23 protein-coding genes are annotated in these 26,617 nt (G+C 58.0%); all 23 read left to right on the top strand.

Annotated elements, in window-relative coordinates; all coding sequences use genetic code 11:
• Window positions 1–33 precede the first annotated feature (33 nt).
• Complete coding sequence (locus ACTLLP_RS07765) at window positions 34–2,046, top strand: putative cobaltochelatase (protein WP_441058606.1); 2,013 nt, start codon at window positions 34–36, stop codon at window positions 2,044–2,046.
• Window positions 2,047–2,238: 192 nt separating this feature from the next.
• Window positions 2,239–3,654 carry a type I glutamate--ammonia ligase gene (gene glnA / locus ACTLLP_RS07760; RefSeq protein WP_441058604.1) on the top strand — a complete coding sequence of 472 codons (1,416 nt, stop codon included), beginning with the start codon at window positions 2,239–2,241 and terminating at the stop codon, window positions 3,652–3,654.
• 89 nt (window positions 3,655–3,743) lie between these two features.
• Complete coding sequence (locus ACTLLP_RS07755) at window positions 3,744–4,325, top strand: ANTAR domain-containing response regulator (RefSeq protein ID WP_441058602.1); 582 nt, start codon at window positions 3,744–3,746, stop codon at window positions 4,323–4,325.
• 171 nt (window positions 4,326–4,496) lie between these two features.
• The gene (locus ACTLLP_RS07750) at window positions 4,497–5,801 is read left to right on the top strand and encodes an ammonium transporter (protein ID WP_441058600.1); all 1,305 of its coding nucleotides are present in this window, start codon (window positions 4,497–4,499) and stop codon (window positions 5,799–5,801) included.
• A gap of 32 nt (window positions 5,802–5,833) precedes the next feature.
• A complete protein-coding gene (locus ACTLLP_RS07745; RefSeq protein WP_441058598.1) occupies window positions 5,834–6,172 on the top strand; it encodes a P-II family nitrogen regulator in 339 nt (112 codons plus the stop codon).
• 261 nt (window positions 6,173–6,433) lie between these two features.
• Window positions 6,434–7,147, top strand: coding sequence for a type 1 glutamine amidotransferase (locus tag ACTLLP_RS07740; protein WP_441058596.1), 714 nt, complete (start codon window positions 6,434–6,436; stop codon window positions 7,145–7,147).
• Window positions 7,148–7,175: 28 nt separating this feature from the next.
• Window positions 7,176–8,804 carry an NAD+ synthase gene (locus ACTLLP_RS07735; RefSeq protein WP_441058594.1) on the top strand — a complete coding sequence of 543 codons (1,629 nt, stop codon included), beginning with the start codon at window positions 7,176–7,178 and terminating at the stop codon, window positions 8,802–8,804.
• A 223-nt stretch (window positions 8,805–9,027) separates the two neighbouring features.
• Window positions 9,028–12,075, top strand: coding sequence for an FAD-dependent oxidoreductase (locus tag ACTLLP_RS07730; protein ID WP_441058592.1), 3,048 nt, complete (start codon window positions 9,028–9,030; stop codon window positions 12,073–12,075).
• A gap of 74 nt (window positions 12,076–12,149) precedes the next feature.
• Window positions 12,150–13,358: a (Fe-S)-binding protein gene (locus ACTLLP_RS07725; RefSeq protein ID WP_441058590.1), complete on the top strand. Its 1,209-nt coding sequence runs from the start codon at window positions 12,150–12,152 to the stop codon at window positions 13,356–13,358.
• Window positions 13,359–13,446: 88 nt separating this feature from the next.
• Window positions 13,447–14,631 carry a dihydropteroate synthase gene (gene folP / locus ACTLLP_RS07720; protein ID WP_502361638.1) on the top strand — a complete coding sequence of 395 codons (1,185 nt, stop codon included), beginning with the start codon at window positions 13,447–13,449 and terminating at the stop codon, window positions 14,629–14,631.
• Window positions 14,621–15,499: a 2-amino-4-hydroxy-6-hydroxymethyldihydropteridine diphosphokinase gene (gene folK / locus ACTLLP_RS07715; RefSeq protein ID WP_441058588.1), complete on the top strand. Its 879-nt coding sequence runs from the start codon at window positions 14,621–14,623 to the stop codon at window positions 15,497–15,499. Before folP ends, folK begins: the two co-directional genes overlap by 11 nt.
• Window positions 15,480–16,235 (top strand): SIR2 family NAD-dependent protein deacylase, encoded by a 756-nt coding sequence (locus ACTLLP_RS07710; protein ID WP_441058586.1) that lies wholly within the window; start codon window positions 15,480–15,482, stop codon window positions 16,233–16,235. Before folK ends, ACTLLP_RS07710 begins: the two co-directional genes overlap by 20 nt.
• A 159-nt stretch (window positions 16,236–16,394) precedes the next feature.
• Complete coding sequence (locus ACTLLP_RS07705; RefSeq protein WP_441058584.1) at window positions 16,395–17,258, top strand: spermine/spermidine synthase domain-containing protein; 864 nt, start codon at window positions 16,395–16,397, stop codon at window positions 17,256–17,258.
• Window positions 17,259–17,438: 180 nt separating this feature from the next.
• Complete coding sequence (locus ACTLLP_RS07700; protein ID WP_441058582.1) at window positions 17,439–18,308, top strand: Rossmann-like and DUF2520 domain-containing protein; 870 nt, start codon at window positions 17,439–17,441, stop codon at window positions 18,306–18,308.
• Window positions 18,305–19,147 (top strand): 3-methyl-2-oxobutanoate hydroxymethyltransferase, encoded by an 843-nt coding sequence (gene panB, locus ACTLLP_RS07695; RefSeq protein ID WP_441058580.1) that lies wholly within the window; start codon window positions 18,305–18,307, stop codon window positions 19,145–19,147. The genes ACTLLP_RS07700 and panB overlap by 4 nt, the downstream gene beginning before the upstream one ends.
• Window positions 19,144–20,010, top strand: coding sequence for a pantoate--beta-alanine ligase (panC, locus tag ACTLLP_RS07690; RefSeq protein WP_441058578.1), 867 nt, complete (start codon window positions 19,144–19,146; stop codon window positions 20,008–20,010). The genes panB and panC overlap by 4 nt, the downstream gene beginning before the upstream one ends.
• Before the next feature lie 2 nt (window positions 20,011–20,012).
• Window positions 20,013–20,363, top strand: coding sequence for an aspartate 1-decarboxylase (gene panD, locus ACTLLP_RS07685; protein WP_441058576.1), 351 nt, complete (start codon window positions 20,013–20,015; stop codon window positions 20,361–20,363).
• A 72-nt stretch (window positions 20,364–20,435) separates the two neighbouring features.
• On the top strand, window positions 20,436–21,359 hold the full coding sequence (nadA, locus tag ACTLLP_RS07680; RefSeq protein WP_441058574.1) for a quinolinate synthase NadA: 924 nt from the start codon (window positions 20,436–20,438) through the stop codon (window positions 21,357–21,359).
• Between the two features lie 13 nt (window positions 21,360–21,372).
• A complete protein-coding gene (gene nadB / locus ACTLLP_RS07675; RefSeq protein ID WP_441058572.1) occupies window positions 21,373–22,959 on the top strand; it encodes an L-aspartate oxidase in 1,587 nt (528 codons plus the stop codon).
• Between the two features lie 3 nt (window positions 22,960–22,962).
• Window positions 22,963–23,793: a carboxylating nicotinate-nucleotide diphosphorylase gene (gene nadC, locus ACTLLP_RS07670; RefSeq protein WP_441058570.1), complete on the top strand. Its 831-nt coding sequence runs from the start codon at window positions 22,963–22,965 to the stop codon at window positions 23,791–23,793.
• A gap of 1 nt (window position 23,794) precedes the next feature.
• Window positions 23,795–24,763, top strand: coding sequence for a biotin--[acetyl-CoA-carboxylase] ligase (locus tag ACTLLP_RS07665; RefSeq protein ID WP_441058568.1), 969 nt, complete (start codon window positions 23,795–23,797; stop codon window positions 24,761–24,763).
• A gap of 5 nt (window positions 24,764–24,768) precedes the next feature.
• Window positions 24,769–25,533 (top strand): type III pantothenate kinase, encoded by a 765-nt coding sequence (locus ACTLLP_RS07660; protein ID WP_441058566.1) that lies wholly within the window; start codon window positions 24,769–24,771, stop codon window positions 25,531–25,533.
• Window positions 25,517–26,497: a tRNA dihydrouridine synthase DusB gene (dusB, locus tag ACTLLP_RS07655; RefSeq protein WP_441058564.1), complete on the top strand. Its 981-nt coding sequence runs from the start codon at window positions 25,517–25,519 to the stop codon at window positions 26,495–26,497. The genes ACTLLP_RS07660 and dusB overlap by 17 nt, the downstream gene beginning before the upstream one ends.
• Window positions 26,498–26,617: the final 120 nt, after the last annotated feature.

Genomic DNA, 26,617 nt, shown 5'->3' with positions numbered 1-26,617 from the left:
GTAGGCAAGTTAAGGCAGGGATCAGTGCGCGCAATGAAACGGCTGGTTTTCCCTTTCACCGCCCTCATTGGGCAAGATAAGATGCGCTTGGCACTATTGCTGGTTGGCGTTAATCCGCGCTTAGGTGGAGTGCTTATAAGAGGAGAGAAGGGCACGGCTAAATCCACGGCCGTGCGGGGGTTGGCGGCTCTTCTGCCGGAAATTGAGGTAGTGGACGGCTGTCCATGTAACTGTGATCCCTTTCAACCCAGGGAGGAGCTCTGTCCCTTCTGTCAAGAAAGGCTGGCCAGAGGAGAAAAACTTGTACCTGTGCGGCGTAAGGTGCCCCTGGTGGAGTTGCCGGTTTCGGCTACCGAGGATCGGGTAGTGGGTAGCCTGGATTGGGAGCACGCTTTGCAGGAGGGGGAAAGGCGCTTTGCTCCAGGTCTCTTGGCGCAGGCCAACCGGGGGATAATCTATGTGGACGAGGTAAATCTCCTGGACGACCATTTGGTGGACGTGATTCTGGATGCCGCAGCTTCGGGCATCAACGCGGTGGAGCGGGAAGGGATTGCTTTCTCCCATCCTGCTGATTTTATCTTGGTGGGAACCATGAACCCGGAAGAGGGAGAGTTAAGGCCACAGTTGTTGGATCGCTTTGGACTTTGCGTACCGGTGGAAAGCGTGACAGACCCGGCAGCTAGAGCGGCGATCATGCGGCGGCGGGAGGAGTTCGAGGCCGATCCCGAGAGTTTCCACCAGCGCTTCTCTCAGGCTGAAGCGGATACCCGGGAAAAACTTGGCCGGGCCCGTCGACTACTTCCCCAGGTGCTGGTGAGGCCGGAGGCGGTGGAGCTCGCCGTTACCCTGGCGCAGCAAGCCAACGTGGCCGGGCATCGGGCCGAGATCATCATGGTGCAGGCCGCGCGTGCTCTGGCTGCCTTAGAGGGAGAAAAGGAAGCTTCAGAAGAGGCGGTACGGCGGGTGGCTGAGTTCGTGCTCTTTCATCGCCGCCGAGAGACACCTCCGCCACCGCAAGAGGAGGAAGCTCCCGAGCCACCTTCGCCGGGAGAAACCGAGCAAGAGCCCGAGGATTCAACCCAGCAGCCAGAGTCCACCCCTCCGCAGCTTGAAGGAGACAGGACAATGGGTGAAGAGGACCCCGCCTCAAAAAGTAAGGAAGGCGAGGCGGAAGCTCCTCCGCCGGGCAAGGCCGAGGAACGGGTTTTCGCCGTTGGCAAGCCTTTCCCCGTGCGTCGTATCGAGCGCGATCGGGATCGGCAGTTGCGTCAGGGATCGGGAAGGCGTTCGCGAACCCGAACCCCCTCCCGTAGTGGCCGCTACGTGCGGGCGGTATTCCCTCGAGGTCGGGGTGACATAGCCTTCGACGCTACGCTCAGGGCGGCCGCTCCCCACCAGCCTCGCCGCCGGCGCGAAGGGGTGGCGGTAGCCATCGAGCCGGGAGATCTGCGGGAGAAGGAGAGGGAGAAACGCATAGGTAACTTTCTCCTTTTCGTGGTGGATGCTTCCGGTTCGATGGGAGCTCAGCAGCGGATGGTGGCGGCCAAAGGGGCCATCTTTTCTCTGTTGCTCGATGCTTACCAGAAGCGGGACAAGGTGGGGATGGTGGTCTTCAAAGGGGAGCGGGCAGAGGTGGTGCTTCCTCCCACCAATAGCGTGGAGCTCGCTCACATCCAGCTGAAAGCAATCCCCACGGGAGGGCGTACCCCTCTAGCGGCGGGTTTGCTCCGAGCTTACGAAGTGGCTCAAGCTCACCTGCGCCGTGACCCCGACCAGACTCCTCTGATAGTTATTGTGTCTGACGGCAGGGCCAATGTAACGCTGGGGGGAGGCAATCCCTGGGAGGAGTTGGAGCGCTTAGCGGCGTTGCTGCGCGAAGAGGAGAGGATAAAGACGCTGGTGGTGGATGTGGAGCAGGAGGGTTTTTTGCGTTTCGGCCTCGCCCGTCGGCTGGCCAACATGCTGGGCGCTCATTACTATCCCTTGGAGGAGCTGAAAGCGGAGAGTTTGCTGGCCGCTGTCCATGACATGATGGGGGCGCTCTGAGAACTAACTTTTAAAATTCTGTTACCAGGCGCCGCCGGTGGTTGACCTCCTCGCAGGCTACGTTATATACTTAAATAGCTAATTGCTATAGTCGTTTTGGGGCGAAGGGGCCCCTTCGGTAGTTTGTAATGGCTACCGGAGGGGCCTATTTAGTTTTGATATCCAAAATTTGCTAGGAGGTTGAGGGAAGTCATGGAACTCACCGCTAGAGAGGTTCTCAAAATGGTAAAGGAGCAGCAGGTAGAATTTGTGGATCTCAAATTTATCGATCTTCCCGGCCTGTGGCAACACATGACCATCCCAGCGGAGGCACTGACCGAAGAGAGCTTTACGGAGGGCGTAGGTTTCGATGGCTCAAGCATCCGGGGGTTCAAAAGCATTCATGAGAGTGACATGATCTTAATTCCCGACCCCAGCACGGCGGTTATCGATCCCTTCTGTGAAATACCGACTCTGAGTCTTATTTGCAATGTTTTCGATCCCGTGAGGGGGGCCTACGAGCGCGATCCACGTTACATTGCGCAGAAAGCGGAAGCTTACCTCAAATCAACAGGCATCGCTGATGTCAGCTACTGGGGACCGGAAGCGGAGTTTTTCATTCTGGACGACATAAGGTTTGACCAGAATCAGCATTGTGGCTACTACTTTATAGACTCAATCGAAGGCTTCTGGAACTCGGGGCGCGAGGAAAACCCGAATCTTGGCTATAAACCCCGCTACAAAGAAGGATATTTTCCTGTCCCTCCCACCGATAACTTCCAGAACCTTCGCAGCGAGATGGTCACGACCATGCAGCGCTGCGGGATAGTGGTGGAGTGCCACCACCACGAGGTAGCCACAGCAGGTCAGGCGGAGATCGATATGCGTTTTGCCCCTCTTACTCAAATGGCAGACCAATTGATGTTATTCAAATACATAGTCAAGAACGTCGCCCGCAGGCACGGAAAAACGGTAACCTTTATGCCTAAGCCTATTTTCCAAGATAACGGCTCGGGTATGCACGTGCACCAGAGCCTTTGGAAGGAAGGGAAGCCCCTTTTCTTCGACCCCAAGGGCTACGCTCAGTTAAGCGAACTGGCTCTTTACTACATCGGCGGGCTTCTAAAGCACGGGCCTGCGCTGGCTGCTTTCTGCAGTCCCACCACTAATTCTTACAAGCGTTTAGTTCCTGGTTTTGAGGCCCCGGTTTATCTGGCTTATTCGCAGCGCAACCGTAGCGCTGCTGTCCGGATACCCATGTATTCCAATAGCCCCAACGCTAAGCGCATAGAGTATCGTCCACCCGACCCTTCGTGCAATCCATATCTGGCTTTTGCCGCCCTGCTGCTGGCGGGAATTGACGGTATAAAAAATAAAATCTATCCCGGAGAGCCCCTGGATAAGGACATCTACGAGTTGTCCACGGAGGAGTTAAACGCTTTGCCAGGATTACCAGGGTCATTGGAAGACGCATTAGAGAGGCTCGCTTCGGATCACGATTTTCTCTTGGCGGGCGGGGTTTTCACCGAGGATCTTATCCAAGCTTGGATCGACTGGAAGCGCAGCGAAGTGAACGCTATGCGCCTACGCCCCCACCCCTACGAATTTGCGCTTTATTTTGATATTTAGGATTTCGAGGGTCGTTGCGTTAACTGCAGCCCATAATTAAGATGCTTAGAAGGGAGGGCGATACTGCTAGTGAATGTGGGTGAACCAAATTGCGAGTCTTGATATTCTGTTCTGATAATGAGACTCGGGTCTTCCTTCAGCGGCAGTTGCAGATGGAGGGATGGATTGTTGCCTTTGCCACTTCTACCGGCCCAGCAGGGGTTAGACTCTTGCGGTCACAGGCTCCGAATTTGGTAATAGTGGATGATAGCGTGGGACCGGGTTTTGTGATGGAGCAACTGTTAGATGCTTTTGGCCAGGAAATGCAGATTCCGGTAATACTTTTGCTTTCGCCGTTTAACTCTGGGGCTGAGGCTTTGCTTTCCTCGGAGTGCGTTGTGGCAGCGTGTGCTAAACCGGTGCGTGAAGTGGATTTGTATCTAGCGCTATTGCAGGCGGAAGCTAATTTTGCCAAGATAAACGCCTTGAGGCTAAAAGTGGAGCAACTACAGGAGAAGCTAGAGACCAGGAAAGTGGTCGATAGGGCTAAAGGCTTCTTGATGAAGGCCCTGGGAATATCCGAAGAAGAAGCTTACCGCCAAATACAACGCGAGAGTATGAAGCGGCGTACTAGTATGCGAGCTGTTGCCGAGGCCATTATTAAGAGTTCCGGATCTTTTAGAAAAAGCTGATAGGGCAAAAAGACGCCCTGGGGCAATGGCGCCCGTCGGAAGGTTTTGATGCCTCCGGTGGGCGCTTTTCTTTTAGATGCTACTGAAAGGAGGTGGAAAGTTAGGTGGAGGGGAGTTTTAAAGGACTCATCTCTAAAGTTACCCGAAATCTTTAGGGAAGGAGTGGTAGACGTGAGGCGTTTGAATACCTTAGTTTTAGCGTTTTGGTTGCTGTTAGCGTTGCCGGGGTTGGCCTGGGCGGGTGAACCCAAGGTGGATTCGGGGGACACGGCTTGGGTCTTGGCTTCTTCCGCCCTGGTAATGCTGATGACTCCAGGCGTGGCCTTCTTCTACGGAGGTATGGTGCGTAGAAAGAACGCACTGAATACCCTCATGCTGAGCTTCATTGCCTTGGTCTTGATTTCTGTCCAGTGGGTATTGTGGGGGTATAGCTTAGCTTTCGGACCGGATCATGCTCATTTGATAGGTGGACTTTCGTGGCTGGGTCTTAAAGGAGTCGGGGCTGAGCCTAATCCTGACTATGCTTCGGCCATTCCCCAATTAGCTTTTGTGGCCTTCCAGATGATGTTCGCTATCATTACCGTGGCCTTGATTTCAGGCGCAATTGTAGAGCGTATGCGCTTCCCGGCTTTCCTGGCTTTTGTCCTTCTTTGGAGTACCTTCGTTTACGCCCCGCTGGCTCACTGGGTATGGGGTGTCGACGGCTGGATCCGAAACTTAGGAGCGCTTGACTTCGCGGGTGGCACAGTAGTGCATATAAGCTCAGGAGTTTCCGGACTGGTAGCTGCCTTGCTTTTGGGGAGACGGCGGGGTTACGGGGAAGAGCCGATGCTTCCTCATAACTTGCCGATGACATTACTAGGCGCGGCTCTTTTGTGGTTTGGGTGGTTCGGCTTCAATGCCGGTAGTGCCCTGGCAGCGAACGATTTGGCGGCTAGCGCTTTCGTGGTCACCAATACGGCGGCGGCAGCTGCGGCACTTTCTTGGATGGTGGTGGAGTGGTTGCACCACGGCAAGACTACCGCTTTGGGAGTGGCCAGCGGTTGCGTGGCCGGATTGGTAGCCATTACACCAGCTTCAGGCTACGTGAGCGCACTACCGGCGGTGATTATTGGGTTAGTGGCAGGAGCAGTTTGCTACCTGGCGGTAGCAGTGCTGAAACCGCGGCTTGGGTACGATGATGCTCTGGATGTTTTCGGAGTTCACGGTATCGGCGGTACGTGGGGTGCTTTGGCGACCGGGCTCTTTGCTTCAAAGGCGGTTAATGCGGCCGGGGCTAACGGCCTCTTTTTCGGCAATCCGGCGCAGTTGGGAATCCAGGCCGTGGGAGTGGTCGCTACTTGGGTTTTCGCGGCGTTGGCCACCCTGGTTATACTGAGGGTCGTGGGGCTCTTAACCTCGCTTCGCGCCACCTATAGTGAGGAAGTATCGGGCTTGGACATTACCCTGCACGGCGAGGAAGCTTATCGTCTCTAAAACTTTGGAAAGCCTGAAGGGGGTGATTGGCTTTGAAGAAGATAGAAGCCATTATACGACCGGAGAAGTTAGAGGCCGTTAAAGATTCTCTGGGCAAATTTGGCATTCACGGCATGACCGTCTATCAGGTAATGGGTTGCGGGACGCAGCGGGGTTGGACCGAGGTTTACCGTGGCCGTGAGTATTCTATCAACCTGTTGCCCAAGGTCAAGGTTGAAATTGCAGTACCCGATCATCAAGTGGAAGAGGTGGTGAAGCTTATACTGGAAGTCGCCCGCACCGGGGAGATCGGTGACGGGAAAATTTTCGTTTCGAATTTGGAGGATGCAGTGCGCGTGCGCACTGGGGAGCGAGGTGAAAAGGCACTTTAGGCTTAAAGAAAACTGTATCATACCGGTTTGAAAGTGGTGAAGCCGCTCCTGTTGTTCCTAAGTGGCAGGGGTCGGCTAGCAATATTCGCCTGGCGTCCTTACTCCCGTAAGCTGTACGCAAAGGCTCCCCTTTAGGGGGGCCTTGGGCTATCTCGGAGCTTCACCGTGATCGCCACGTGCAGGAATAGTCTGCACCCTCGTCTGTGGGCCCTCTTTTGGTTAAGATTAAAAATAAAAAGTCGAACGGGGGAATAGAATAAAATGTTGCGGTCCTTAATGGTGCAGCATGTAGCTTGCGAGGGTCCAGGACTTCTGGCCGAAGTTCTTTCCAGTGAAGGGTGGGAGTTAGACATTCGCGTAATGGATCAACCGGGGGCTACTTTACCAGAAACAATAGCTAGCTACAAAGCCTTGATAGTGTTGGGCGGCCCCATGGGAGCCTACGAAGAGGAGGCCTATCCTTATCTTTACAAGGTACAAGAACTTATACGCAACGCAATAAGCAGGCGTGTACCGGTGTTGGGAATATGTCTGGGAGGACAGCTTATTGCCCGGGCGCTGGGGGCAGCGGTCAATCCTAACGCGGTAAAGGAGATCGGGTGGTACAAGATACGCCTGACAGAGGCAGGGAAGAAAACTCCTCTTTTTCAGAACTTGCCGGAGGAGTTTTGGGTCTTTCAATGGCACGGCGATACTTTCGATCTGCCCGAAGGCGCTATCCTTCTGGCAAAAGGAGACACCTGCACTAACCAGGCTTTCGTCTATCGGGATTGTGCCTGGGCTTTACAGTTTCACCTTGAGGTTACGCCAGCAATGGTTGCTCACTGGGCTGAGATCTACCGGGAAGAACTTGAGGACTTTGCCGGATCGGAAGCATCGGCTAGACTTAAGGAGGACACGGTGAGGCAGTGGGAAAGGGATCGAGATCTACGCGCGCGTTTCTTAGCGAACCTTTGCCGGGTTCTGGGTGGTTAGCCCGGATCTCCATGGGGGTGTGCGGTGCTTGAAGTTGGCCCTGGTGCAGCTTAATCCTACGGTGGGCGACGTCAAGGGTAATACAAGGAAAATCTTGAAAGGTGTGGCTCGGGCAAAGGCCAGCCAAGCGGAGTTCGTAATTTTCCCGGAACTGGTACTGGTGGGCTATCCGCCTCGAGATCTTCTCTACCGGGAGGAGATGCTGGTAGCGGTAGAGCGGGCACTGGCGGAAGAAATAGCGCTGGCTAGCCAAGGAATAGGAATCTTGGTGGGAGCGCCTATTAGAGAAGGGGACAAGCTTTTCAACGCTGCTCTCCTCTTTGCGGAGGGGAAACTTGTCGGACGACAGGACAAGACGCTTTTGCCGAGCTACGACGTTTTCGACGAAACCAGGTATTTCAAACCAGCAGCGCGGCGGCAATCTTTAGTGTTCCGGGGAGAGGTGCTGGGCCTTACGGTCTGCGAAGACATCTGGAATGACAAAGATTACTGGCAAAGACCAATTTATGAAGTAGATCCAGTGGCAGAGTTGAACGCTCAAGGAGCGACGTTGTTAATCAATATCTCCGCCTCGCCGTATCATTACGGGAAGAGACGCTTGCGGGCTGATATGTTGGCCTACATAGCTCGCAAGTATCGTCGACCGCTGGTCTACGTTAACCAGGCGGGGGGAAATGATGAGCTTATTTTTGACGGCTCGAGTATCTGTCTTAACGCGACCGGCAAGATTATCTGGGAGGGCAAACCCTTTGAGGAAGACTTTACGGTGGTGGACATCACAGCCCCGGCGGTGGGAAAGGATCCTTCCGAGGTGGCCGAAGATATATCCGACGTTTACTCGGCTCTTATATTGGGAATACGGGATTACTTCCGCAAGACGGGCTTCCAGAAAGCGGTTGTGGGTCTTAGCGGCGGGATCGACTCCTCGGTGGTGGCAGCGCTGGCGGCAGCCGCCCTGGGGCCAGAGAACGTGCTGGGGGTAGGGATGCCCTCCCGGTATTCCTCCCCGGAAAGTTTGCGCGATGCGGAAGAGCTGGCGCATAACCTGGGCATCGGTTGGCGGGTCATCCCCATCGAAGAGATCTTCACTGCTTACCTCAAAACCCTGAACCCTGATGGTTTGCCTTTAATTGATGTGGCAGAAGAAAATATTCAGGCGCGTATTCGCGGCAACATCCTCATGTTCATCTCCAACCGGGAAGGCCATCTGGTTCTGAGCACCGGAAATAAATCTGAACTAGCGGTGGGCTACTGCACTCTTTATGGAGATATGTCGGGAGGCTTGGCGGTTCTGGCCGACGTCCCCAAAACCATGGTTTACGAACTGGCGCGATACATCAACCGGGAGCGCGAGCTCATTCCGCAAAGCGTGCTGTTGAAACCCCCATCGGCTGAGCTCCGGCCCAACCAGCGCGACGAAGACTCTTTACCCCCCTACAGGGTGCTCGATCCCATTCTTAAGGCCTATTTAGAGGAAAACCTTCCGGTCCGGGAGATAGCGGCCCGGGGTTTTGAGCAGGCCTTGGTGGAAGAAGTAATTCGACGGGTGGACCGGGCGGAGTACAAGCGCCGGCAGGCGGCACCAGGTCTGAGGGTGACTTCCAAAGCCTTTGGTATGGGACGGCGGATGCCGATCGCCTGGCGCCAGAGTTGGTAAGTGGTTCGAGGCGCAGAAGATGGCGAAGTGATTGACAAGTTAGAACGAAATTAATATACTTGACTCAGCGAGATAGCTTGCTGCTGCAGGCCCTTTCGTCACCGGGCTCACTCGGCATTGAGGGAAGGGAGGGCTGAGAAGCGAGGAAGGAGGCGGGGTAGCGTGTTTAAAAGCATTTCAGGCTGGTTCCGGAAAATTTCGAGGAGGGCGGGTGTGATGTTGCATGTCTGACAAGATCGGTGCAGTAATGGTGGTGGGTGGGGGCGTAGCTGGTATCCAGGCGGCCCTTGACCTAGCCGAGAGTGGTTATTACGTTTATCTGGTTGAGCGTTCCCCGGCCATCGGTGGTGTGATGGCCCAGCTCGATAAAACTTTCCCCACTAACGACTGTTCCATGTGTATCCTTGCTCCCAAACTGGTGGAATGTGGGCGACATCCTAATGTCCAGTTAGTGACCAACGCTACCATCACCGGGATAAGCGGTGAACCCGGCAACTTCACGGTCAGTATCAAACAGGCTCCCCGCTACGTAGACATCACCAAGTGCGTGGCCTGCGGTGATTGTGCGGCCAAGTGCCCGGTCAAAGTGAAGGACGAGTTTAACGAGGGACTGGGCGAGCGCAAAGCCATCTTCATCAAATACTCCCAGGCGGTTCCGGCTGCCTATATGATCGATGCTTCCAAGTGTCTCCGTCTCTTGCATATGGAAAAGGCCAAGGCTGCAGGTAAAGAGCCCCCCTGTGGTCTGTGCGCTAAGGCTTGCCAGCGTGGAGCCATTAATTTCGATGACACCGAGAAAAACCTCACTCTCAACGTGGGCTCCATAGTTCTGGCCCCCGGTTTCGATGAATACGTACCCAACGAAATTAAACCTTTAGGCTACGGTGTCTACCCCAATGTGGTGACTAGCATCGAGTTCGAGCGCATTCTGAGCGCTTCTGGTCCTTACGGCGGCCATTTGGTGCGCCCTTCTGACCGGAAGGAGGCTCGGAAAATCGCCTGGATTCAGTGCGTGGGCTCGCGTAACCGCAACATCGAAAAGGGGCTTTACTGCTCTTCGGTTTGCTGTACTTACGCTATCAAAGAGGCCATGATTGCTAAGGAGCACAGCGCGGAGCCGCTGGATACCGCCATCTTTTATATGGATATGCGGACCTACGGCAAGGGCTTCGAGGCCTATTACGAGAAGGCTAAGAAGGACGGCATCCGTTTCATCCGGGCGCGGATTTTCTCCATTGAGCCTGGGGAGAAGGAAGGCGATCTGTGCATCCGTTACGCCGATGAGTCAGGCGAAATCAAGCGCGAAGATTTCGATATGGTGGTGCTTTCGGTAGGATTACGACCCGCTAAGACGGCTGTCGAAACGGCCAAGGTGCTGGGTTTGGAACTCAACCATTACGATTTCTGTAAAACTTTGGAGTCCAATCCGGTGGCCACTTCTCGGCCCGGTATATTCGTTTGTGGCACTTTCCGCACCCCGATGGATATTCCTCAGACAGTTATGGAAGCCAGCGCGGCAGCGGCGGCGGCGCAAACCTTGCTTTCTTCGGTGAGGGGCAGCCTGGTGAAGCGAGAAGAGCTTCCACCGGAGCGGGATGTTACCCAGGAGGAGCCGCGTATCGGCGTCTTTGTCTGCCACTGCGGTATCAATATTGGTGGTGTGGTGAACGTCCCCGAGGTCACCGAGTACGCCAAAACCCTGCCCAATGTGGTCTACGCGGCCAATAACCTTTATACTTGCTCGCAGGATACCCAGCAACTAATCCAGGAGAAGATCAAGGAGCACAATCTTAACCGCGTGGTAGTGGCGGCCTGCACGCCGCGCACGCACGAGCCTCTCTTTCAGGCTACCATCCGTGAGGCCGGCCTCAATCCCTTCCTTTTCGCCTTCGCCAGCCTCCGGGAGCAGGTATCTTGGGTGCATATGAAGGATAAGGAAGTAGCCACCCAGAAAGCCAAGGATTTGGTACGCGCGGCGGTTAGTAAGGTGCGTTTGGCTCAGCCTCTTTCGCTGGTACCGGTGCCGGTCAACCCCTCGGTGCTGGTGATCGGTGGCGGTGCGGCGGGCATGACTGCGGCTCTAGAGTTAGCCAACCAGGGCTTTAAGGTGGATCTGGTGGAGAAGGATAAGGAGCTCGGCGGCTTGGCGCGGCGCCTGCACTTTTTCACCCCCGAGAACAAGGAAGTGGCTCCTATCCTCAATAATTTAATCGAGTCGGTCAAATCTCATCCCAACATCACCGTGCACCTCAACACCAAGGTGGTGGAGGCTAGCGGTTACGTGGGCAACTTCGTTAGCAAGCTTTCCGATGGCCAGGAGATTCACCACGGAGCTACGGTGATCGCTATCGGCGGCCGGGAATACAAGCCCACCGAGTATCTGTACGGGCAAGATCCCCGGGTGGTGACTCAGTTGGAGTTTGAAGAGGCGCTGCTCAAGGGGCAGGCACCCGTGGAGGGAGCCAACACGGTGGCCATGATCAACTGCGTGGGTTCCCGGGAAGAACCCCGGATGTATTGCAGCCGCGTCTGCTGCACCGAAGCCATCCGCAACGCCCTCAAGTTCAAGGAGAAGAACCCTCAGGCTCGAGTTTACATTCTTTACCGGGATATCCGCACTTACGGTCTCCTGGAGGATATGTACTGCCAGGCGCGGGAGAAGGGGATCGTTTTCATCCGTTACAGTTTGGATCGTAAACCCCAGGTGGAGGCGGCAGGAGATAAGCTCAGGATCACTACCTACGACCCCATCCTCAGGGAGGAGCTGGTCATCGATGCCGACGTGTTGGCCCTGAGTGCGGCGGTGCTCGGACCTGAGGACGCTCGGGAAGTGGGTCAACTTTACAAGGTGACCTGCGGCATGGACGACTTCTACCTGGAGGCGCACATGAAGCTCCGTCCGGTGGACTTCGCCACTGATGGTGTCTTTCTCTGCGGTTTGGCTCACGCTCCTAAGTTCTTGGACGAGTCGGTGGCGCAGGCCAAAGCCGCAGCGGCGCGAGCGGCCACCGTGCTCACCAAAGACGCTATTTTGGCGGGTGGCATCGTTTCCAAGGTCGATCCAGCCAGGTGCTCGGGCTGCCGCATTTGCGTTAACCTGTGTCCGTACAACGCTATTACCTTCGACGAGGTCAACAAGGTCGCGGTGATCAACGAGGCGGTTTGCAAAGGCTGCGGTGTGTGCGCGGCGGCCTGCCCATCCAAAGCTATCACCATGGGCGGCTTTACTGACGAGCAGGTGTTCGCTGAGATCGAGGCCCTGCTTTCCTAAAAGGTTTTGGCCGGGGTCGCCGCCCGGTGGATCCCGGCCGGCTTAAAATTGCCTGCGATTTTGGAGGGATAAAAATGGCATTGGAGCTGAGTAAGGCGGCCGATCCCACTTTCAGGGATGAAATAGCGCAGAAGATTGTTCCCCAGGACACGCGCCTCAACTTCAATTACTGTCTTTCCTGCGGTACCTGCGACGCCGGCTGTGAATTCACCGGCCTGGTCGAGGGCATGGAACCGCGTCGCTTTATGCGGGAAATTGTGCTGGGTTTGCGCGAGGAAACCCTGAACGATCCCTTTGTGTGGTTGTGCAACCAGTGCGGGCGCTGCACCATGGAGTGCCCCATGGGGATCAATATGCCCAATGTGATCCGCTGCATCCGGGGCAAGTTCGGCCTTAAGGCTTCGGGTACTCTGCAGGAGACTACCGAGATGCATGTTCGCACCGGCAACCAGATGGGGGTCTCGCTAGAGGATTTTGTGGAGACGGTGGAGTGGATGGCGGAGGAGCTCCGCGACGAGATGGGGGACGATTCCATCAAGTTCCCGGTCGATGTTAAGGGGGCGGAGATCTTTCTCCTGCTGCACCCGCGGGAGATCGGTGTTTACCCTGAGGCTTTGAAGACCATGTACCGTATTTTCAGCGCGGCCGGGGTCAGCTGGACCATTTCGACCAAGTCTTTCGATGTCACTAACTTTGGCCTGTTTGACGGCCGCGACGACATGGCCACCAAGATTATGCAGTTTACGGTGGATGCTTTCAAGGATCTTGGTTGCCAGCGTTTGGTTTGCACCGAATGCGGCCACGGCTACTGGGCCCTAGTTTTCGGGGCCAAGAACTGGGTGCCTTTCGAGTACCCCATTCTCCACATGGTGGAGTTCCTGGCGGAGATCATTAAAGACGGACGGATTAAAGTGGACAAGAGCAAGAACCCAGAGCGCGTCACTCTGCACGATCCCTGCAATGTCGTGCGTAAGGGTGGGGTAGTGGAGCCGCAGCGCTATGTTTTGAGCCAGGTGGTGGAGGACTTCGTGGAGATGTGGCCCAACCGGGAGTACAACATCTGCTGCGGTGGCGGCGGTGGTGCCCTGGCGTTGGATCAGAAGCGGGTGCGGATGCAAAAGGCGCTTTTGAAAAAACAGCAGATCGAGCGCACCGGCGCCAAGATTCTGGTTTCTCCCTGCCACAACTGCTTCGACCAGTTTACCGACATGAAGCGGGAGTACAAGATGCCCATTCAAATCAAGTACCTTATGGAGATGGTGGATAACGCTTTGGTGCGCTAGCAGGAACCAGGTTGTTGGTTGCCTAATTCTTAGGTCGCAGGGGTTTGGGCTCTGCGACCTTGTTTTTGAAAGGCGGGTAGGATAGCTGGTGCGGGTGATCAGCATTCCCGATTTGGCTGCGGCGCTGCGAGAGATTGCCGAGATAGGGGCCGATGAGCCCGGGCAGAAGATCATGGCTCCCAAGGCGGTTTTCCGGGCGGTCAAGGTGCGAGATCTGACTCCGGTACAAGCCAATATCCTCAAGCAGGAGATGCTGGCTCGGGGCGGGGAGGCGGTGGTAATGAAGGGGGCCATTAACTACACTGTGGAACGCACCGATGTGCTGCTCTTGGGCACCTTGAAGCAATTCCGCCTGCTTGTGGCTAAGCTTAAGCGACAGCCCTTCGGTTTGCCCCGCTTGGCCGAGCGGCTGTCCCAGGTGCTGGTAAACGCTGAGGGCCTCCGGCCCTTCCGTCTTCGTTGCCGGGGGAAGGAGCTGGTGCTGGGAGAGCGGACTCTGGTCATGGGCATTTTAAATGTTACGCCCGACTCTTTTTCCGACGGTGGCCGCTACAGCACGGTGGAAGCGGCGCGGGCGCGGGCTTTGGAAATGGTAGAGGAAGGAGCCGATATTATCGATCTGGGTGGGGAGTCCACCCGGCCGGGGCATACGCCGGTGCCCCCCGAGGAAGAGCTCCGCCGGATTATCCCCGTGCTGGAGGCTATTCTGCCGGAGCTCCCGGTGCCGGTTTCTGTTGACACTTCTAAAGCGGTGGTGGCGGAGGAGGTTCTGCGTAAGGGGGCGCACCTCATCAACGATCAAAGGGCGCTGGCTGATCCCGGCATGGCTTCGGTGGTAGCTCGCTACGAGGTTCCGGTGGTGTTGATGCATAATCCCCCCTCTCCCCGCTACCGGGAGCTCATGGGAGATATAATCGATCACCTGAGCGAGCGGGTGGACTGTGCCCTGGCCTCCGGTATTCCGCGCGAGCATCTCATCCTCGACCCGGGTATCGGTTTCGGCAAGACGCCAGAGCAAAATCTCGAAGTGCTGCGGCGGCTGGAAGAGTTAAAATCGCTGGGCCTGCCCTTGCTTGTGGGACCCTCCCGCAAGTCCTTCATAGGTTACGCTCTCGGCTTGCCGGTAGAGGAGAGGCTGGAAGGCACCGCGGCGGCGGTGGCCGTGAGTATAGTTAAGGGGGCGGACATCGTGCGGGTGCACGATGTCAAGGCTATGGTGCGGGTGGCACGCATGACCGACGCCCTGGTGAGGGGGAAGAGCTTTGCCGGATAGGATCCACATGGAGGGGTTATGGTTCAGCGGTAAACACGGGGTGCTGCCCGAAGAGCGCGACCGTTTTCAAGCGTTCCGCCTGGATCTGCTGCTCTACCTCGATCTGAAGGCTGCGGGGCACCGGGACGAGCTCTATCAGACTATTAATTACCAGGAAGTTTACCAGGTGGCTGAGAAAGTGGTGACCCACCGTTCTTTTCTCTTGCTGGAGGCTTTGGCCCAGGCGCTAATCGATCTGCTGTGGGCCTGTTTTCCCCGGTTGCGGCGCGTGCGGGTGCGAGTGGATAAACCTGGGGCCCCCTTGCCAGGCCGCTTCGAGCGGGTAGGGGTGGAGCTCGACCGGTACCGGCGGGCCCGGCCGGTTCAGGCGCTGATAGGGCTGGGAAGCAACTTGGGAGATAAGCGCCAGCAATTGCAGGCGGCGCTGGCGGCCCTGAGGGAGCTCCCGGGAGTGAAGGTAAAGCGGGTAGCCCCTCTCTACCGCTCATCGCCCTGGGGAAAGACGGATCAGCCGCCCTTCTACAATACCGTGGCCCTTATATCTACCTATCTTTCTCCTTTCACCTTGCTGGCGGCGCTGCAGTCCATAGAGTGGCGCTTGGGGCGGCGGCGCCAGGAAGAGGAGCGGTGGGGGCCTCGACCCATTGATCTGGACCTGCTGCTCTACGGGAATCTTAGCTGGCAGGCGGAGGAACTCACCTTACCCCATCCCCGCCTTGCGGAGCGGGCGTTTGTAGTGGTACCGCTGGCTGCTTTGCTGCCGGAGTTAGTCCTTCCCAATGGGGAAAAAGCTGCTCTATGGGCTGCTAATCTGGCTCGGGAGCAAGAGGTGGAGGTGGTGGAAGGATATGGATGGGAAAGCGGTTGACCGGGTGGTTGAATTGCTGTCCCGGGCTTCCCAGACCTATGCCCTGACGGGAGCCGGGGTGAGCACGGAGAGTGGCATCCCTGACTTTCGCTCTCCGGGCACGGGTTTGTGGTCCAACCCTGAGGCATGTTCCTTGGCCACGGGGGAGGCTTTCCGGCGGGACCCGGCTCGTTTTTACCGTTTTTTTCTACCCTTGTGGCGGGACTACCGCCGAGCTCAGCCCAATCCGGCACACCTGGCTCTGGCCGAGCTGGAAAAGTTGGGTAGGTTGCGCGGAATAATTACTCAAAACATTGACGGTTTGCATCGCAAAGCGGGCTCGCGCGTGGTATGGGAGGTGCACGGCCATCTGGAGCATCTGATCTGCACCCGCTGTCAGCGCCCGGCTCCCTTCGCTTTGGCCGATGAGGCCTGGGAGAAAGGAGATCTGCCTCCTCGCTGCTCTTGTGGCGGGGTTTTGCGGCCCCAGGTGGTGCTTTTCGGAGAGCCGATGGCGGCCGATTTTCACCGAGTTCTGGTCTTTCTGCGCCAGGGCTGCGATTTGCTACTTGTGATCGGTTCCAGCCTGATGGTGTACCCAGTGGCTGGGCTGGTGGATTACGCGCGGCAGCTGGTCATCATCAACCAGGATCCCACTCCGGTTGACGAGCGGGCCACGGTGGTGCTGCGGGGCCGGGCCGGAGAAATACTGCCGCGGATAGTGTCCGGGTTACGGGCGCGCTTGCTCCCAGGTTAACCCTTTGTTATAGTAAGGGCGGAATGCTCCGGTTCGTTTCTCATTTCCACCCCCTGGAGCTCAGAGGCGCTGGTGATGGTGAAGAGACGGCGGGACTTGTGGTTCTGCTCTGGGGTGCCATTTGCCGGGGGGTAGCAAGAAGAGGAGGGGGAAGTGGTTTTGGCGATTAGCGAGGAGCGCTGGGGGCTGGACCCCTCAGGTCGCTGGTACTGGACCCCGGATGTGGGAGGGTACCGGGTTTATCAGGTTAACGAAGTGCTGGTGGCCCGGCGTACTCTATACCAGCAGGTGGAAATTATGGACCTAAAAGGTTGGGGACGGTGCCTTTTTCTGGACGGCGAGATTCAATCGGCTGAAAGAGACGAATTTATCTATCACGAGCTCCTGGTGCATCCGGGAATGCTGGCCCACCCTGAGCCCCGCCGGGTGCTGATTTGCGGCACCGGGGAAGGCAAAGTGGTCAGGGAGGTTTTGCGTTATCCTGGCGTGGAGCGGGTGGTGGCGGTGGACATCGATAGAGAGGTGGTGCAACTCTGTCAAGAGTACCTGGAGCGGATGCCTCTGGACGATCCGCGGGTGGAACTGATTTTTGGCGATGTGGCTCGTTTTTTGCAGCAGTACCACGGGGAACCCTTCGATGTGGTAGTTGTGGATGTCACTGATGATACGGTGGGCCCGGCCAGCACCGTGCATAGCCTCGATTTCTACCAGCGGCTGCACCAGGTGCTGGCCAGCCCGGGCGTGGTGGCGGTGCAAGGCACCTCGGCCTTTTCGGGACTGCGGAGCGCAGGTTTCGATCGTCTGTACCGGCTTTTGCGCCAGGTTTTCACGTACGTTTTTCCCTACGCCGAGTATATTCCTTCTTTTGAAGATTTGTGGGGTTTTTTAGTTGGCCTAAAGGATATACCTAATTTAGGCCCCCGGGGAAAGCTCCCCAGCGGCTTGCGGTACTACGATGAGGAGACCCATCAGCGGGTATTTCATCTTTCACGACTCTTGCGAGGCCAGCTGGGAATAGAATAAAATTGGAGTGATCGCGGGCGGCATCCAGGATGAGCTGCACCGCTAGTGCTGGAGAGAAAAACAAGGAGGCCCGCTTGGATCCCCCGTGGACCAAGACGGACGGTGGATAAGAGAAGCAAAGACCTTCCGGAGCCGTCCGGGGGTTTTTATTTTTATCGCTGTCGGGTAGGAGGTGAGGTCTTGAATCGTCCTACGGTGGGCATTGTAGGGGCCGGACGCGTGGGGACGGCCTTAGCGGTGGGGCTGAAGGAGCAGGGGTACCCAGTGGTGGCAATCGCCAGTCGCAGCCGCCCTTCCGCTTGCTATTTGGCCAGCAAGGTGGGAGCAGAAGTGGCCACGCCGGAGGAGGTGGCCCGCGGCGCCGATTTGGTGTTCATAACCACGCCAGACGACGCCATCGCAGCGGTGGCGGAAGCCATAGCTCAAAAGGGAGGATTCCGTGCCGGGCAGTGGGTAGCTCACGCCAGCGGCTCTTTATCGGCTGAGGTGCTGCGCTTGGCAGCTACTGCGGGAGCCATTACCTTTTCCCTGCACCCCTTGCAGTCTTTCGCCGATCGGGAGACGGCAGCGGAGCTTTTGACTGGGAGTTTTTTCGCCTTCGAGGGAGATGAGCGGGCAGAGGAGTTGGCTCGCTTGATAGTGGCCGATCTGCGGGGCTCTTTCTGGCTGCTTCGCTCCGCGAATAAACCGCTGTACCACGCAGCGGCTTGTGTGGCCTCCAATTATCTGGTGAGTTTACTGCACTTTATGAAGCGGCTGGCGGTGAGGGCGGGGCTACCGGAGGAACAGATTATGCCAGCCTTTCTTCCCCTTATTCAAGGAACTTTAAACAACGTGCTCGCTTTGGGCGCGGTGGGAGCTCTCACCGGTCCAGTGGCGAGAGGTGATAGGGAAACTATCCGGAGGCATCGGGAAGCTCTCCGTCCCGAGGAATGGGAACTTTACCGCGCTTTGGGTCTTTACACTTTAAAGATAGCTCAGGAGCAGGGGTTGCCCGAAGAGAAGGCGCAAGAGCTGAGAGCGCTGTTAGAGGAGGTTAGTAAGGCATGAGTAAAGTAACCACGGCCGATTTCCGCCACTGGAAGAAAGAGAAGCGCCCTATTACCATGCTCACCGCCTACGACTATTCTATGGCCCGCTTGCTGGATGAGGCCGGCATCGATTCGCTGCTGGTGGGGGATTCGGTGGGCAATGTGATGCTGGGCTACGCTAATACGCTTCCGGTGACCATGGAAGAAATGCTCCACCACACCCGCGCGGTGTCCCGGGCGGTCAAGCGCGCCCTAGTGGTGGGGGATATGCCTTTCTTATCTTATCAAGTGAGTCGGGAAGAAGCGGTGCGCAACGCGGGACGCTTTTTGAAAGAAGGGGGGGCGGAAGCAGTAAAACTGGAGGGGGGAGAAGAGGTGGCCCCTACGGTGGCAGCCATAGTGCGTAGCGGGATACCGGTGGTGGGGCATATAGGGCTCACCCCCCAGTACGTTCACCAATTGGGAGGCTACCATGTGCAGGGCAAGCAGGCGACGGTCGCCCGCCGCCTGCTCCGCGATGCCCGTTCCTTGGCCGAAGCAGGGGTTTTTGCTCTGGTGCTGGAGTGCGTGCCCGCCGAGGTGGCCCAGGAGATCACCGCCTCCCTACCCATCCCCACCATAGGTATCGGGGCCGGTCCCCACTGCGATGGTCAAGTGCTGGTGACGCACGACTTGCTGGGGCTGTACGGAGGCTTTACCCCTAAGTTTATTAAGCGCTACGCCAATCTAGCGGAACAAATTAAGGGAGCTCTGCTCGCCTTTCAGGAGGAGGTGCAAAACCGGGTCTTTCCCGGCCCGGAGCATTCTTTCTCCATGACGCAGGAAGAGTATCGGCTTTTCCTGGAGGAGAGAGAATGAAACAGGCAATCACCCTCGCGGAGCTTCGGTCCTGGGTAACCGCTACCCGAGCTCGGGGAGAGCGCATAGGGCTGGTGCCTACAATGGGTTTCCTGCACGAGGGCCATCTGGCTTTGATCCGCCAGGCTCGCTCCGATGCGGAGATTGACCGGGTGGTGGTCAGCATCTTCGTCAACCCTCTGCAGTTTGGACCCCGAGAAGACTACCATACCTATCCCCGCGATCCGGAACGGGATCGGGAGTTGGTGCGCGAGGCTGGTGCCGATTTACTCTTCACTCCCGCGGTGGAGGAGATGTATCCGCCCGGCTTCGCCACCCGTGTAGAAGTTCAGGGCAAGCTCACCACAGTGCTGTGCGGTCGTTCTCGCCCGGGACACTTCCAAGGAGTGGCCACGGTGATAACCAAGCTTTTCAACCTGGTCGGCCCCGACAGCGCTTATTTTGGACTCAAAGACGCCCAGCAGGTGGCGGTTATTCAGCGCCTGGTGGCCGACCTTAATTTCCCGGTGCGTATCAAAGTTCACCCCACCGTACGCGAGCCCGACGGGTTAGCTATGAGTTCCCGCAACACCTATCTTAGCCCGGAGGAGCGGAAGGCGGCTACGGTGCTTTATCGGGCGCTATGTTCTGCTCAATCGCTGGCGCACTCGGGCGAACGGCGGATTTCAGAGTTGGAAGAGCATTTGCGCCGTATCATTCGGACGGAGCCCCGCGCCAGATTAGACTACGCCGAGATACTTAGCTGGCCCGATTTGGAAGCGGCAGAGTGCTTGGAGCCTGGTAAGATTTACCTTATGGCGGTGGCTGCTTATCTGGGACGTACCCGACTGATAGATAACCTCTTGCTGGAGGTGCACCCTTAGCCATGCAGCTGATTATGTTGCGGAGCAAGATTCACCGTGCTACGGTGACGGAAACCAATTTGGAGTATGAGGGAAGCCTCACCCTGGATGTGGCCCTGCTTCAAGCGGCGGGGATGCATCCTTACGAGCAGGTGCAGGTGGTGAACCTCAACAATGGAGCGCGGCTGGAGACCTACTTGATTGCCGGACCGGAGAATTCGGGCGTCGTCTGCCTCAACGGCGCGGCAGCCCGCCTCGCCGTTCCCGGCGACAAAATCATCATCATGGCTTATGCCTGGGTGAGCGAGGAAGAGGCGATTGAGATGCGGCCGCGGGTGGTGCTGCTGGACGAGCGCAACCGCGTGGTCGCTTGACAGTATTCCTCCAGGTTGCTTAAAATCTAAGCAACATCTGGACGCAACAGTTTATTCCGGGGAGATGGTATTTTGGCCGAGGCCGTCCGGGAACTGCAGGAGGCTATTGGCAGGTTGAAGCGGGAGCGAGAAGCGGTGATCCTTGCTCATTATTACCAGCGTCCTGAGGTGCAAGACGTAGCCGATTACGTGGGCGATTCTCTGGAGCTTTCCCGGCAGGCGGCTCAGATCCGAGCTAAGGTGCTGGTTTTTTGCGGGGTGCATTTCATGGCGGAAACGGCAGCTATTCTCTCCCCGGATAAAAAAGTGCTGCTGCCCGATCTCACCGCCGGTTGTCCCATGGCCGATATGGCCACTCCGGAAGCAGTGAGGGCCCGGAGGGAAGCCCTGGGAGATTGTTTGGTGGTCTGCTACGTTAATACCAGCGCCGCCGTCAAGGCGGAGAGCGACGTGGCCTGTACTTCGGCTAACGCGGTGGAAGTGGTGGGCAAGCTCCCTTCGGAGTCAACCATTCTTTTTATTCCGGATCGCAATCTGGGGCTTTACGTGAAACGTTTTTATCCGGATAGGGAAATAGTGCTATGGGAAGGTTATTGCTGGGTGCATGAGCACGTGACGCCGGTGCATGTGCGGAAAGCGTTGGAAGCTCATCCGGGCGCGGAGGTGTTAGTGCATCCCGAGTGCCGCCCCGAGGTGATCGACATGGGACACGCGGTGGCCAGCACATCGGGGATGCTGCGCTACGTGGCTCAGTCCCCGGCGCGCGAGTTCATTGTGGTGACGGAGAAAGGACTTTTGCACCAGCTCCGCAAGGCCTACCCTGACCGGCGCTTCTACTCGGCTTCTCCTTGCCTGGTGTGCCCTGATATGAAAAAGATCACTCTGAAAAAGGTGTATCGGGCGCTGGTGGATCTAAAGCCTCAGATAGAGGTGCCGCCCGCCATCCGCGAACGGGCCCACCGCACGGTGGAGCGGATGCTGGATTTAAAAGTATAGGGGGCGGGAGTGTATGGCCACTCGTTATTTAGTCAACTTCGCTCTGGAGGAAGTGGACCGGATCGAGGTTGGCTTCCTGGTGATCGGCAGCGGCATCGCTGGTTTGTACACGGCGCACGCGGCCAGCGCCTACTGGGAAGACGTGCTGGTCTTGACCAAGAGAGGCATAGATGACACGGCTACCGAGCACGCTCAGGGGGGGATCGCGGCGGCGGTGGGTCCCAACGATTCCCCTCTTTACCATTACGAGGACACCCTTTCCGCGGGGGCGGGGCTATGCGATCCCACGGCGGTGGAGATCTTGGTGACCGAAGGACCGGCGCGGGTGGAGGAGCTCATGCGTCTGGGAGCGCGCTTCGACCGGGCCGACGGTCGCCTCGATCTAACACGGGAGGGGGCGCATACGCGCCGGCGTATCTTGCACGCTATGGGAGACGCGACCGGAGCTGAGATCCAGCGCGTACTCTCGGAAGCGGTGCGTTCCAGCCCTAAGATCACGGTGATGGAGAATCATTTTCTGGTGGATCTCCTGGTCACTTCGGGGGTTTGCTGGGGCGTCCTGGCCCTGGATTGGCGGGAGCTCAGGCTTAAGGCTTATCTGGCACCGGTGGTGGTCTTGGCTACCGGGGGAGCGGGGCAGATCTATAAGCACACCACTAATCCGGAAGTGGTTACCGGCGACGGCATCGCGGCCGCTTACCGGGCGGGGGCGGAGGTCATGGACCTGGAATTCGTCCAGTTCCATCCTACCGTGCTTTTGCTGGAAGGGCTTCCTCGCTTTCTAATTTCGGAGGCGGTGCGGGGAGAGGGAGGGATTCTGCTCAACGCCCAGGGAGAGAGGTTTATGCCTCGTTACCATCCCATGGCGGAACTGGCTCCCCGGGACGTGGTGGTGCGCGCTATTCTCCAGGAGCTGGAGCGCACCGGGAGCCAGGTAGTGTACCTTTCGCTGGAACATCTCGACCCGGAATTGGTGCACGCTCGCTTCCCCACTATAAGCCAGCGGCTCAAGGTTTACGGGCTAGATCTGGCTCGCGACCGCATCCCCGTGGCCCCTGCTGCCCACTACTTCATGGGCGGGGTGAAAACGGGCTTTTACGGCGAGACTTCTCTGCGCGGCCTCTACGCTTGCGGTGAGGTGGCGTGTCCCGGAGTGCATGGGGCCAATCGCTTGGCATCTAACTCGCTTCTAGACGGCTTGGTTTTTGGAGGACGGATTGTAGAGTACGCGCGGCGTGGAGTAGGAGAAAAACCGGCGCGGTGGGAGGCCCGGGGAGAAGGACTTATCCCCGGCCCGCCGGTGGACTACTCCCGACTCAAAGGCGAGCTCCGCGACTTGATGCAGACCTGGGTGGGTCCGGTGCGCTGCGCCGAGGGTTTGTCCCGAGCTCTGCGACAGCTGGCCCGCTGGGATACGCTCAACCGCTACGAGGCCACCACGTTGGAGGAAATGGAGTTCAAGGATATGCTAGAGGTGGCTTATCTGGTCACCGAAGCAGCTTGGATGCGGACCGAGTCGCGGGGCGGGCATTACCGCGCTGACTTTCCTCAGCCGGTTCCCCGCTGGCAGCGGCACTTAATCTTTCGCCGGCAGGTGTGAGAAATGTACCGAGGAGAATGGGAAGCGATTGTGGTTCGTGCTTTGCGCGAGGACGTGGGCCCAGGGGACCTCACCACCGAGATCCTGGTGCCACCGGAACAAGATGGGAGCGGCGTAATTATCAGTAAAGAGGCGGGCGTGGTGGCGGGGCTACCCATAGCCGCCCGGGTCTTCGCCGTGGTGGAGCCGCGCCTGAACTTCACACCGCTGGTGCCGGAGGGAGGATGGGTGGAGCCCCGAACGGTGGTGGCTCGCGTGAACGGACCGCTGCGGGGAATTCTCACCGGCGAAAGGGTGGCTCTGAACTTTCTGCGTCACCTTTCGGGCATTGCTACCCGCACGCGCGCGGTGGCGGAGTTGGTGCGGGATTATCCGGTGCGCTTGCTGGATACTCGCAAAACCACACCAGGGTTGCGATCCATGGAAAAATACGCTGTGCGCGTGGGTGGGGGGAGCAACCACCGCTTCGGCCTTTTCGACGGTGTGCTCATTAAGGATAACCACCTCCGCGCGGTGGGAAGTGTGGCCGAAGCCATCCGCCGCGCCCGGAAAGGAGCTCCGCCTACCTTGAAGATCGAGGTGGAAGCAAGCACTCTGGCCGAAGTGGAGGAGGCTCTGGCCGCCGGAGCTGACATTATCATGCTGGACAATATGAGCCTGGAAGCTATGCGCCAGGCAGTGCATCTGGTGGCGGGGAGGGCGCTCTTGGAGGCTTCCGGGGGCATTACTGAGGCAAACGCGCGGGAAGTAGCCGCCACCGGAGTCGATTTCATCTCGATGGGAGCTTTAACCCATTCGGTTAAGGCTTTAGATCTCTCGCTGGATCTGGAGTGACATGAACGATCCGCGTCTGAAGATATTACTCCGCCTTAAGGCCGCTGATGGTTTCGTTTCCGGCGCTTCTCTGGCCGCCGAGCTCGGGGTCTCTCGGGAAGCGGTGTGGAAGCAGATCAAACTGCTTCAGGCGATGGGTTTCTCTATTAAAGGGCGTTCCCGCCAAGGTTACCGCTTGGAAGGTTGGGCGGACTCGCTGGAGCCGGTCGCGGTTCTCCCTTTGCTGCGGGGAAAGTGGGGGCACCCGTATTTCTACTACCCTTTCGTGAGTTCTACCAACGAGGTGCTCAAGGCTAAGGCGGCAGATCTCCCGGAGGGGGCAGTGGTGGTGGCGGAGGAGCAAGTGGGGGGGAAGGGGCGTCGGGGTCGTTCCTGGTACTCTCCTCCGGGTGGAATTTGGTGCTCCTTGATGCTACGCCCCCCAGTGCATCCCCATACCTTGCTTTCCCTTCCCTTATTGCTGGCGCTGGCGGTGGTGGAAGCGCTGGAGTGTCTTTTCCCCGGTCTTCCCCTGAATCTGAAGTGGCCTAACGACCTTCTTTGCCGGGGCCAAAAGCTGGGAGGGATATTGGTGGAGGCAGCGGCCGAGACTGAGCGGGTGCATTGGGCAGTGGCTGGCATCGGCCTCAACGTCAATCTAGCTTCTTTCCCCCCTGAGCTGGAGAAGCTGGCGACCTCTTTGGAGCTTTGCTGGGGGAGTAAAAGCTGCCGCCCCTTCCTGCTGGTCGCCGTTTTGGAGCGCCTCGAAGAGCTCTACGCGCGCTGGTGCCGGGAGGGCTTTGCTCCCCTGTTACCTCGCTATAAGGATCGTTTTTGTTACCTCGGCCGCCGGGTTCGGGTGGAGGGAGAGGGTGGCGTCTGGCAGGGGAAGGCTGAAGCGGTGGACGAAGAGGGCAGGTTACTCCTACGCCTGGACGACGGTTCGCTTCGCCCCTTGCTAGGCGGTGAGGTTACCTTGAGGGAGGCTTAAATACCTTGCTACTGGCTTTGGATGTGGGTAATACCAACCTTACGGTGGGTATCTTCGCCGACAAAGAACTCCGGGCCGCGTGGCGGTTGGCCACCCGGCACGAGCAAACGTCCGACGAGCTGGGACTGTGGCTGCGCCAGCTGCTGCGTGAGGAGGGGATCGATCCATCGTCCTTGACCGGTGTGGTTGTGTCCTCGGTGGTGCCTCCCCTTGACCGGGCACTTGAAGAGGGCTTGGTCAAATACTTGCGGCGGGAACCTTTTTTCATTGCTCCCGGAGTTCGCACTGGGGTGCCGGTAAAGACGGATAACCCCCGCGAGGTGGGGGCCGACCGCGTGGTGAACGCTGCGGCAGGTTTTGCTCTCTTTGGCGGCCCCCTGATTGTGGTCGATTTTGGCACCGCCATTACCCTAGATGTGATTTCCAATAAAGGGGAGTATCTAGGAGGAGCCATAGCTCCGGGCATCGGCATTGCCTGCGAAGCTCTTTTCGCTCGAGCCGCTCGGTTGCCGCGAGTGGACCTGACCTTGCCGGCAGCGGCCATCGGCCGCAATACAGTGCAAAGTATGCAAGCCGGGGTGTTGTTTGGCTTTGCTGGCTTGGTGGATGCGCTGGTGCAGCGAATGTGGCAAGAGTTAGGGTGTAAGACGTTGGTGGTGGCTACTGGTGGTTTAGCCCATCTAGTGTCTGCTGCCAGCTCCACCATCGAGCGGGTGGAGCCCTACCTGACTTTGATAGGGCTGCGGATCATCTATGAGCGCAACTGCTGACTTTTTCTTCTTGCTCGCTTCGAGATGCCCCGTGGTGCTGGCTCCTATGGCCGGGATCACCGACCGCGCTTTTCGCCTGGTGGTGCGGGAGGGAGGGGCCTGCCTTTGCTGGACCGAGATGTTGCCAGCTCCGGCTCTGGCGCGCTCGCCCCGGGCGCGGGTGGAGTTTCTGGATTTTCTGGGTGAGCAGGGAGTGGTGGCCCAGCTTTTTGGCGCTGATCCGGAAGAGATGGGGGAAGCGGCCCTGGTGGTGGAAGCGGCTGGGGCGGTGGCCGTCGATCTCAATATGGGCTGCCCGGTGGAAGAGGTGGTAAAAACGGGTGCAGGAGCAGCTCTCTTGCGCGAACTGCTCCGGGCGGCGGCTATGGTGGAGGCGGTGAGACGGCGGGTGCGAGTGCCGGTCACCGTTAAACTGCGAAAGGGCTGGGACGAGGGAAGCCCTACGGCCTGGGAGATAGCTCGCCTGCTGGAAGAAGCCGGGGCCGGGGCGCTGGTCGTGCACGGGCGCTACCGGCACGAGTTTTTCGGAGGGCGGGCTGACTGGGAGGCCATACGGAAGGTCAAAGAGGCGGTGAAAATTCCCGTCATTGGCAACGGCGATGTACGTACTCCGGAAGATGCCTTGCGGATGCTGGCTTCGACCGGCTGCGATGGAGTTATGGTGGGTAGGGCGGCGCGGGGCAACCCCTGGATCTTCTCCCGCTGCCAGCTATTCTATCTCAGCGGCCAGATTCCTCCGCCTCCTTCACCGGCGGAGCGGGTGGCTCAGGGTTTAAAGCACCTGGCACTATTGCAGGCGCTTCACGGCGACCGGGCGCTCAACCGGGGGAGGATGGTGGTGGACTGGTACACCCGGGGCTTGCCCGGAGCTTCTGCCCTCCGGGATCGAGCGTACCAGGCCCGCGATTTCGCCACCCTCCGGTCTTTCCTGGAAAGATACCTCCACCGGATGCAAATGTGCTGAACTGGTTTGAGGGAACGGAATCTGGAGGTTTTACTAGTGCGGGTGGCCTGGAAGGTAAGCGCTGCTGCCCAAAGAACCGGATCATTTCTAACTCCCCCCGCCTGAAGTTTAAAATGCTTT

The sequence above is a fragment of the Desulfothermobacter acidiphilus genome (assembly GCF_052073645.1).
Classification (GTDB): Bacteria; Bacillota; Desulfotomaculia; order Desulfotomaculales; family Ammonificaceae; genus Desulfothermobacter; species Desulfothermobacter acidiphilus.
Note: the sequence above shows the minus strand (reverse complement) of the source record. Positions and strands in the feature narration are given on the sequence as shown.

Coding starts and splice junctions, on each gene's coding strand:
- nadC (WP_441058570.1), top strand. CDS start 22,963: ATGTACCGAGGAGAATGGGAAGCGATTGTGGTTCGTGCTTTGCGCGAG.
- glnA (WP_441058604.1), top strand. CDS start 2,239: ATGGAACTCACCGCTAGAGAGGTTCTCAAAATGGTAAAGGAGCAGCAG.
- nadB (WP_441058572.1), top strand. CDS start 21,373: ATGGCCACTCGTTATTTAGTCAACTTCGCTCTGGAGGAAGTGGACCGG.
- dusB (WP_441058564.1), top strand. CDS start 25,517: ATGAGCGCAACTGCTGACTTTTTCTTCTTGCTCGCTTCGAGATGCCCC.
- ACTLLP_RS07740 (WP_441058596.1), top strand. CDS start 6,434: ATGTTGCGGTCCTTAATGGTGCAGCATGTAGCTTGCGAGGGTCCAGGA.
- ACTLLP_RS07725 (WP_441058590.1), top strand. CDS start 12,150: ATGGCATTGGAGCTGAGTAAGGCGGCCGATCCCACTTTCAGGGATGAA.
- panB (WP_441058580.1), top strand. CDS start 18,305: ATGAGTAAAGTAACCACGGCCGATTTCCGCCACTGGAAGAAAGAGAAG.
- ACTLLP_RS07730 (WP_441058592.1), top strand. CDS start 9,028: ATGTCTGACAAGATCGGTGCAGTAATGGTGGTGGGTGGGGGCGTAGCT.
- ACTLLP_RS07765 (WP_441058606.1), top strand. CDS start 34: ATGAAACGGCTGGTTTTCCCTTTCACCGCCCTCATTGGGCAAGATAAG.
- ACTLLP_RS07665 (WP_441058568.1), top strand. CDS start 23,795: ATGAACGATCCGCGTCTGAAGATATTACTCCGCCTTAAGGCCGCTGAT.
- panC (WP_441058578.1), top strand. CDS start 19,144: ATGAAACAGGCAATCACCCTCGCGGAGCTTCGGTCCTGGGTAACCGCT.
- ACTLLP_RS07710 (WP_441058586.1), top strand. CDS start 15,480: ATGGATGGGAAAGCGGTTGACCGGGTGGTTGAATTGCTGTCCCGGGCT.
- panD (WP_441058576.1), top strand. CDS start 20,013: ATGCAGCTGATTATGTTGCGGAGCAAGATTCACCGTGCTACGGTGACG.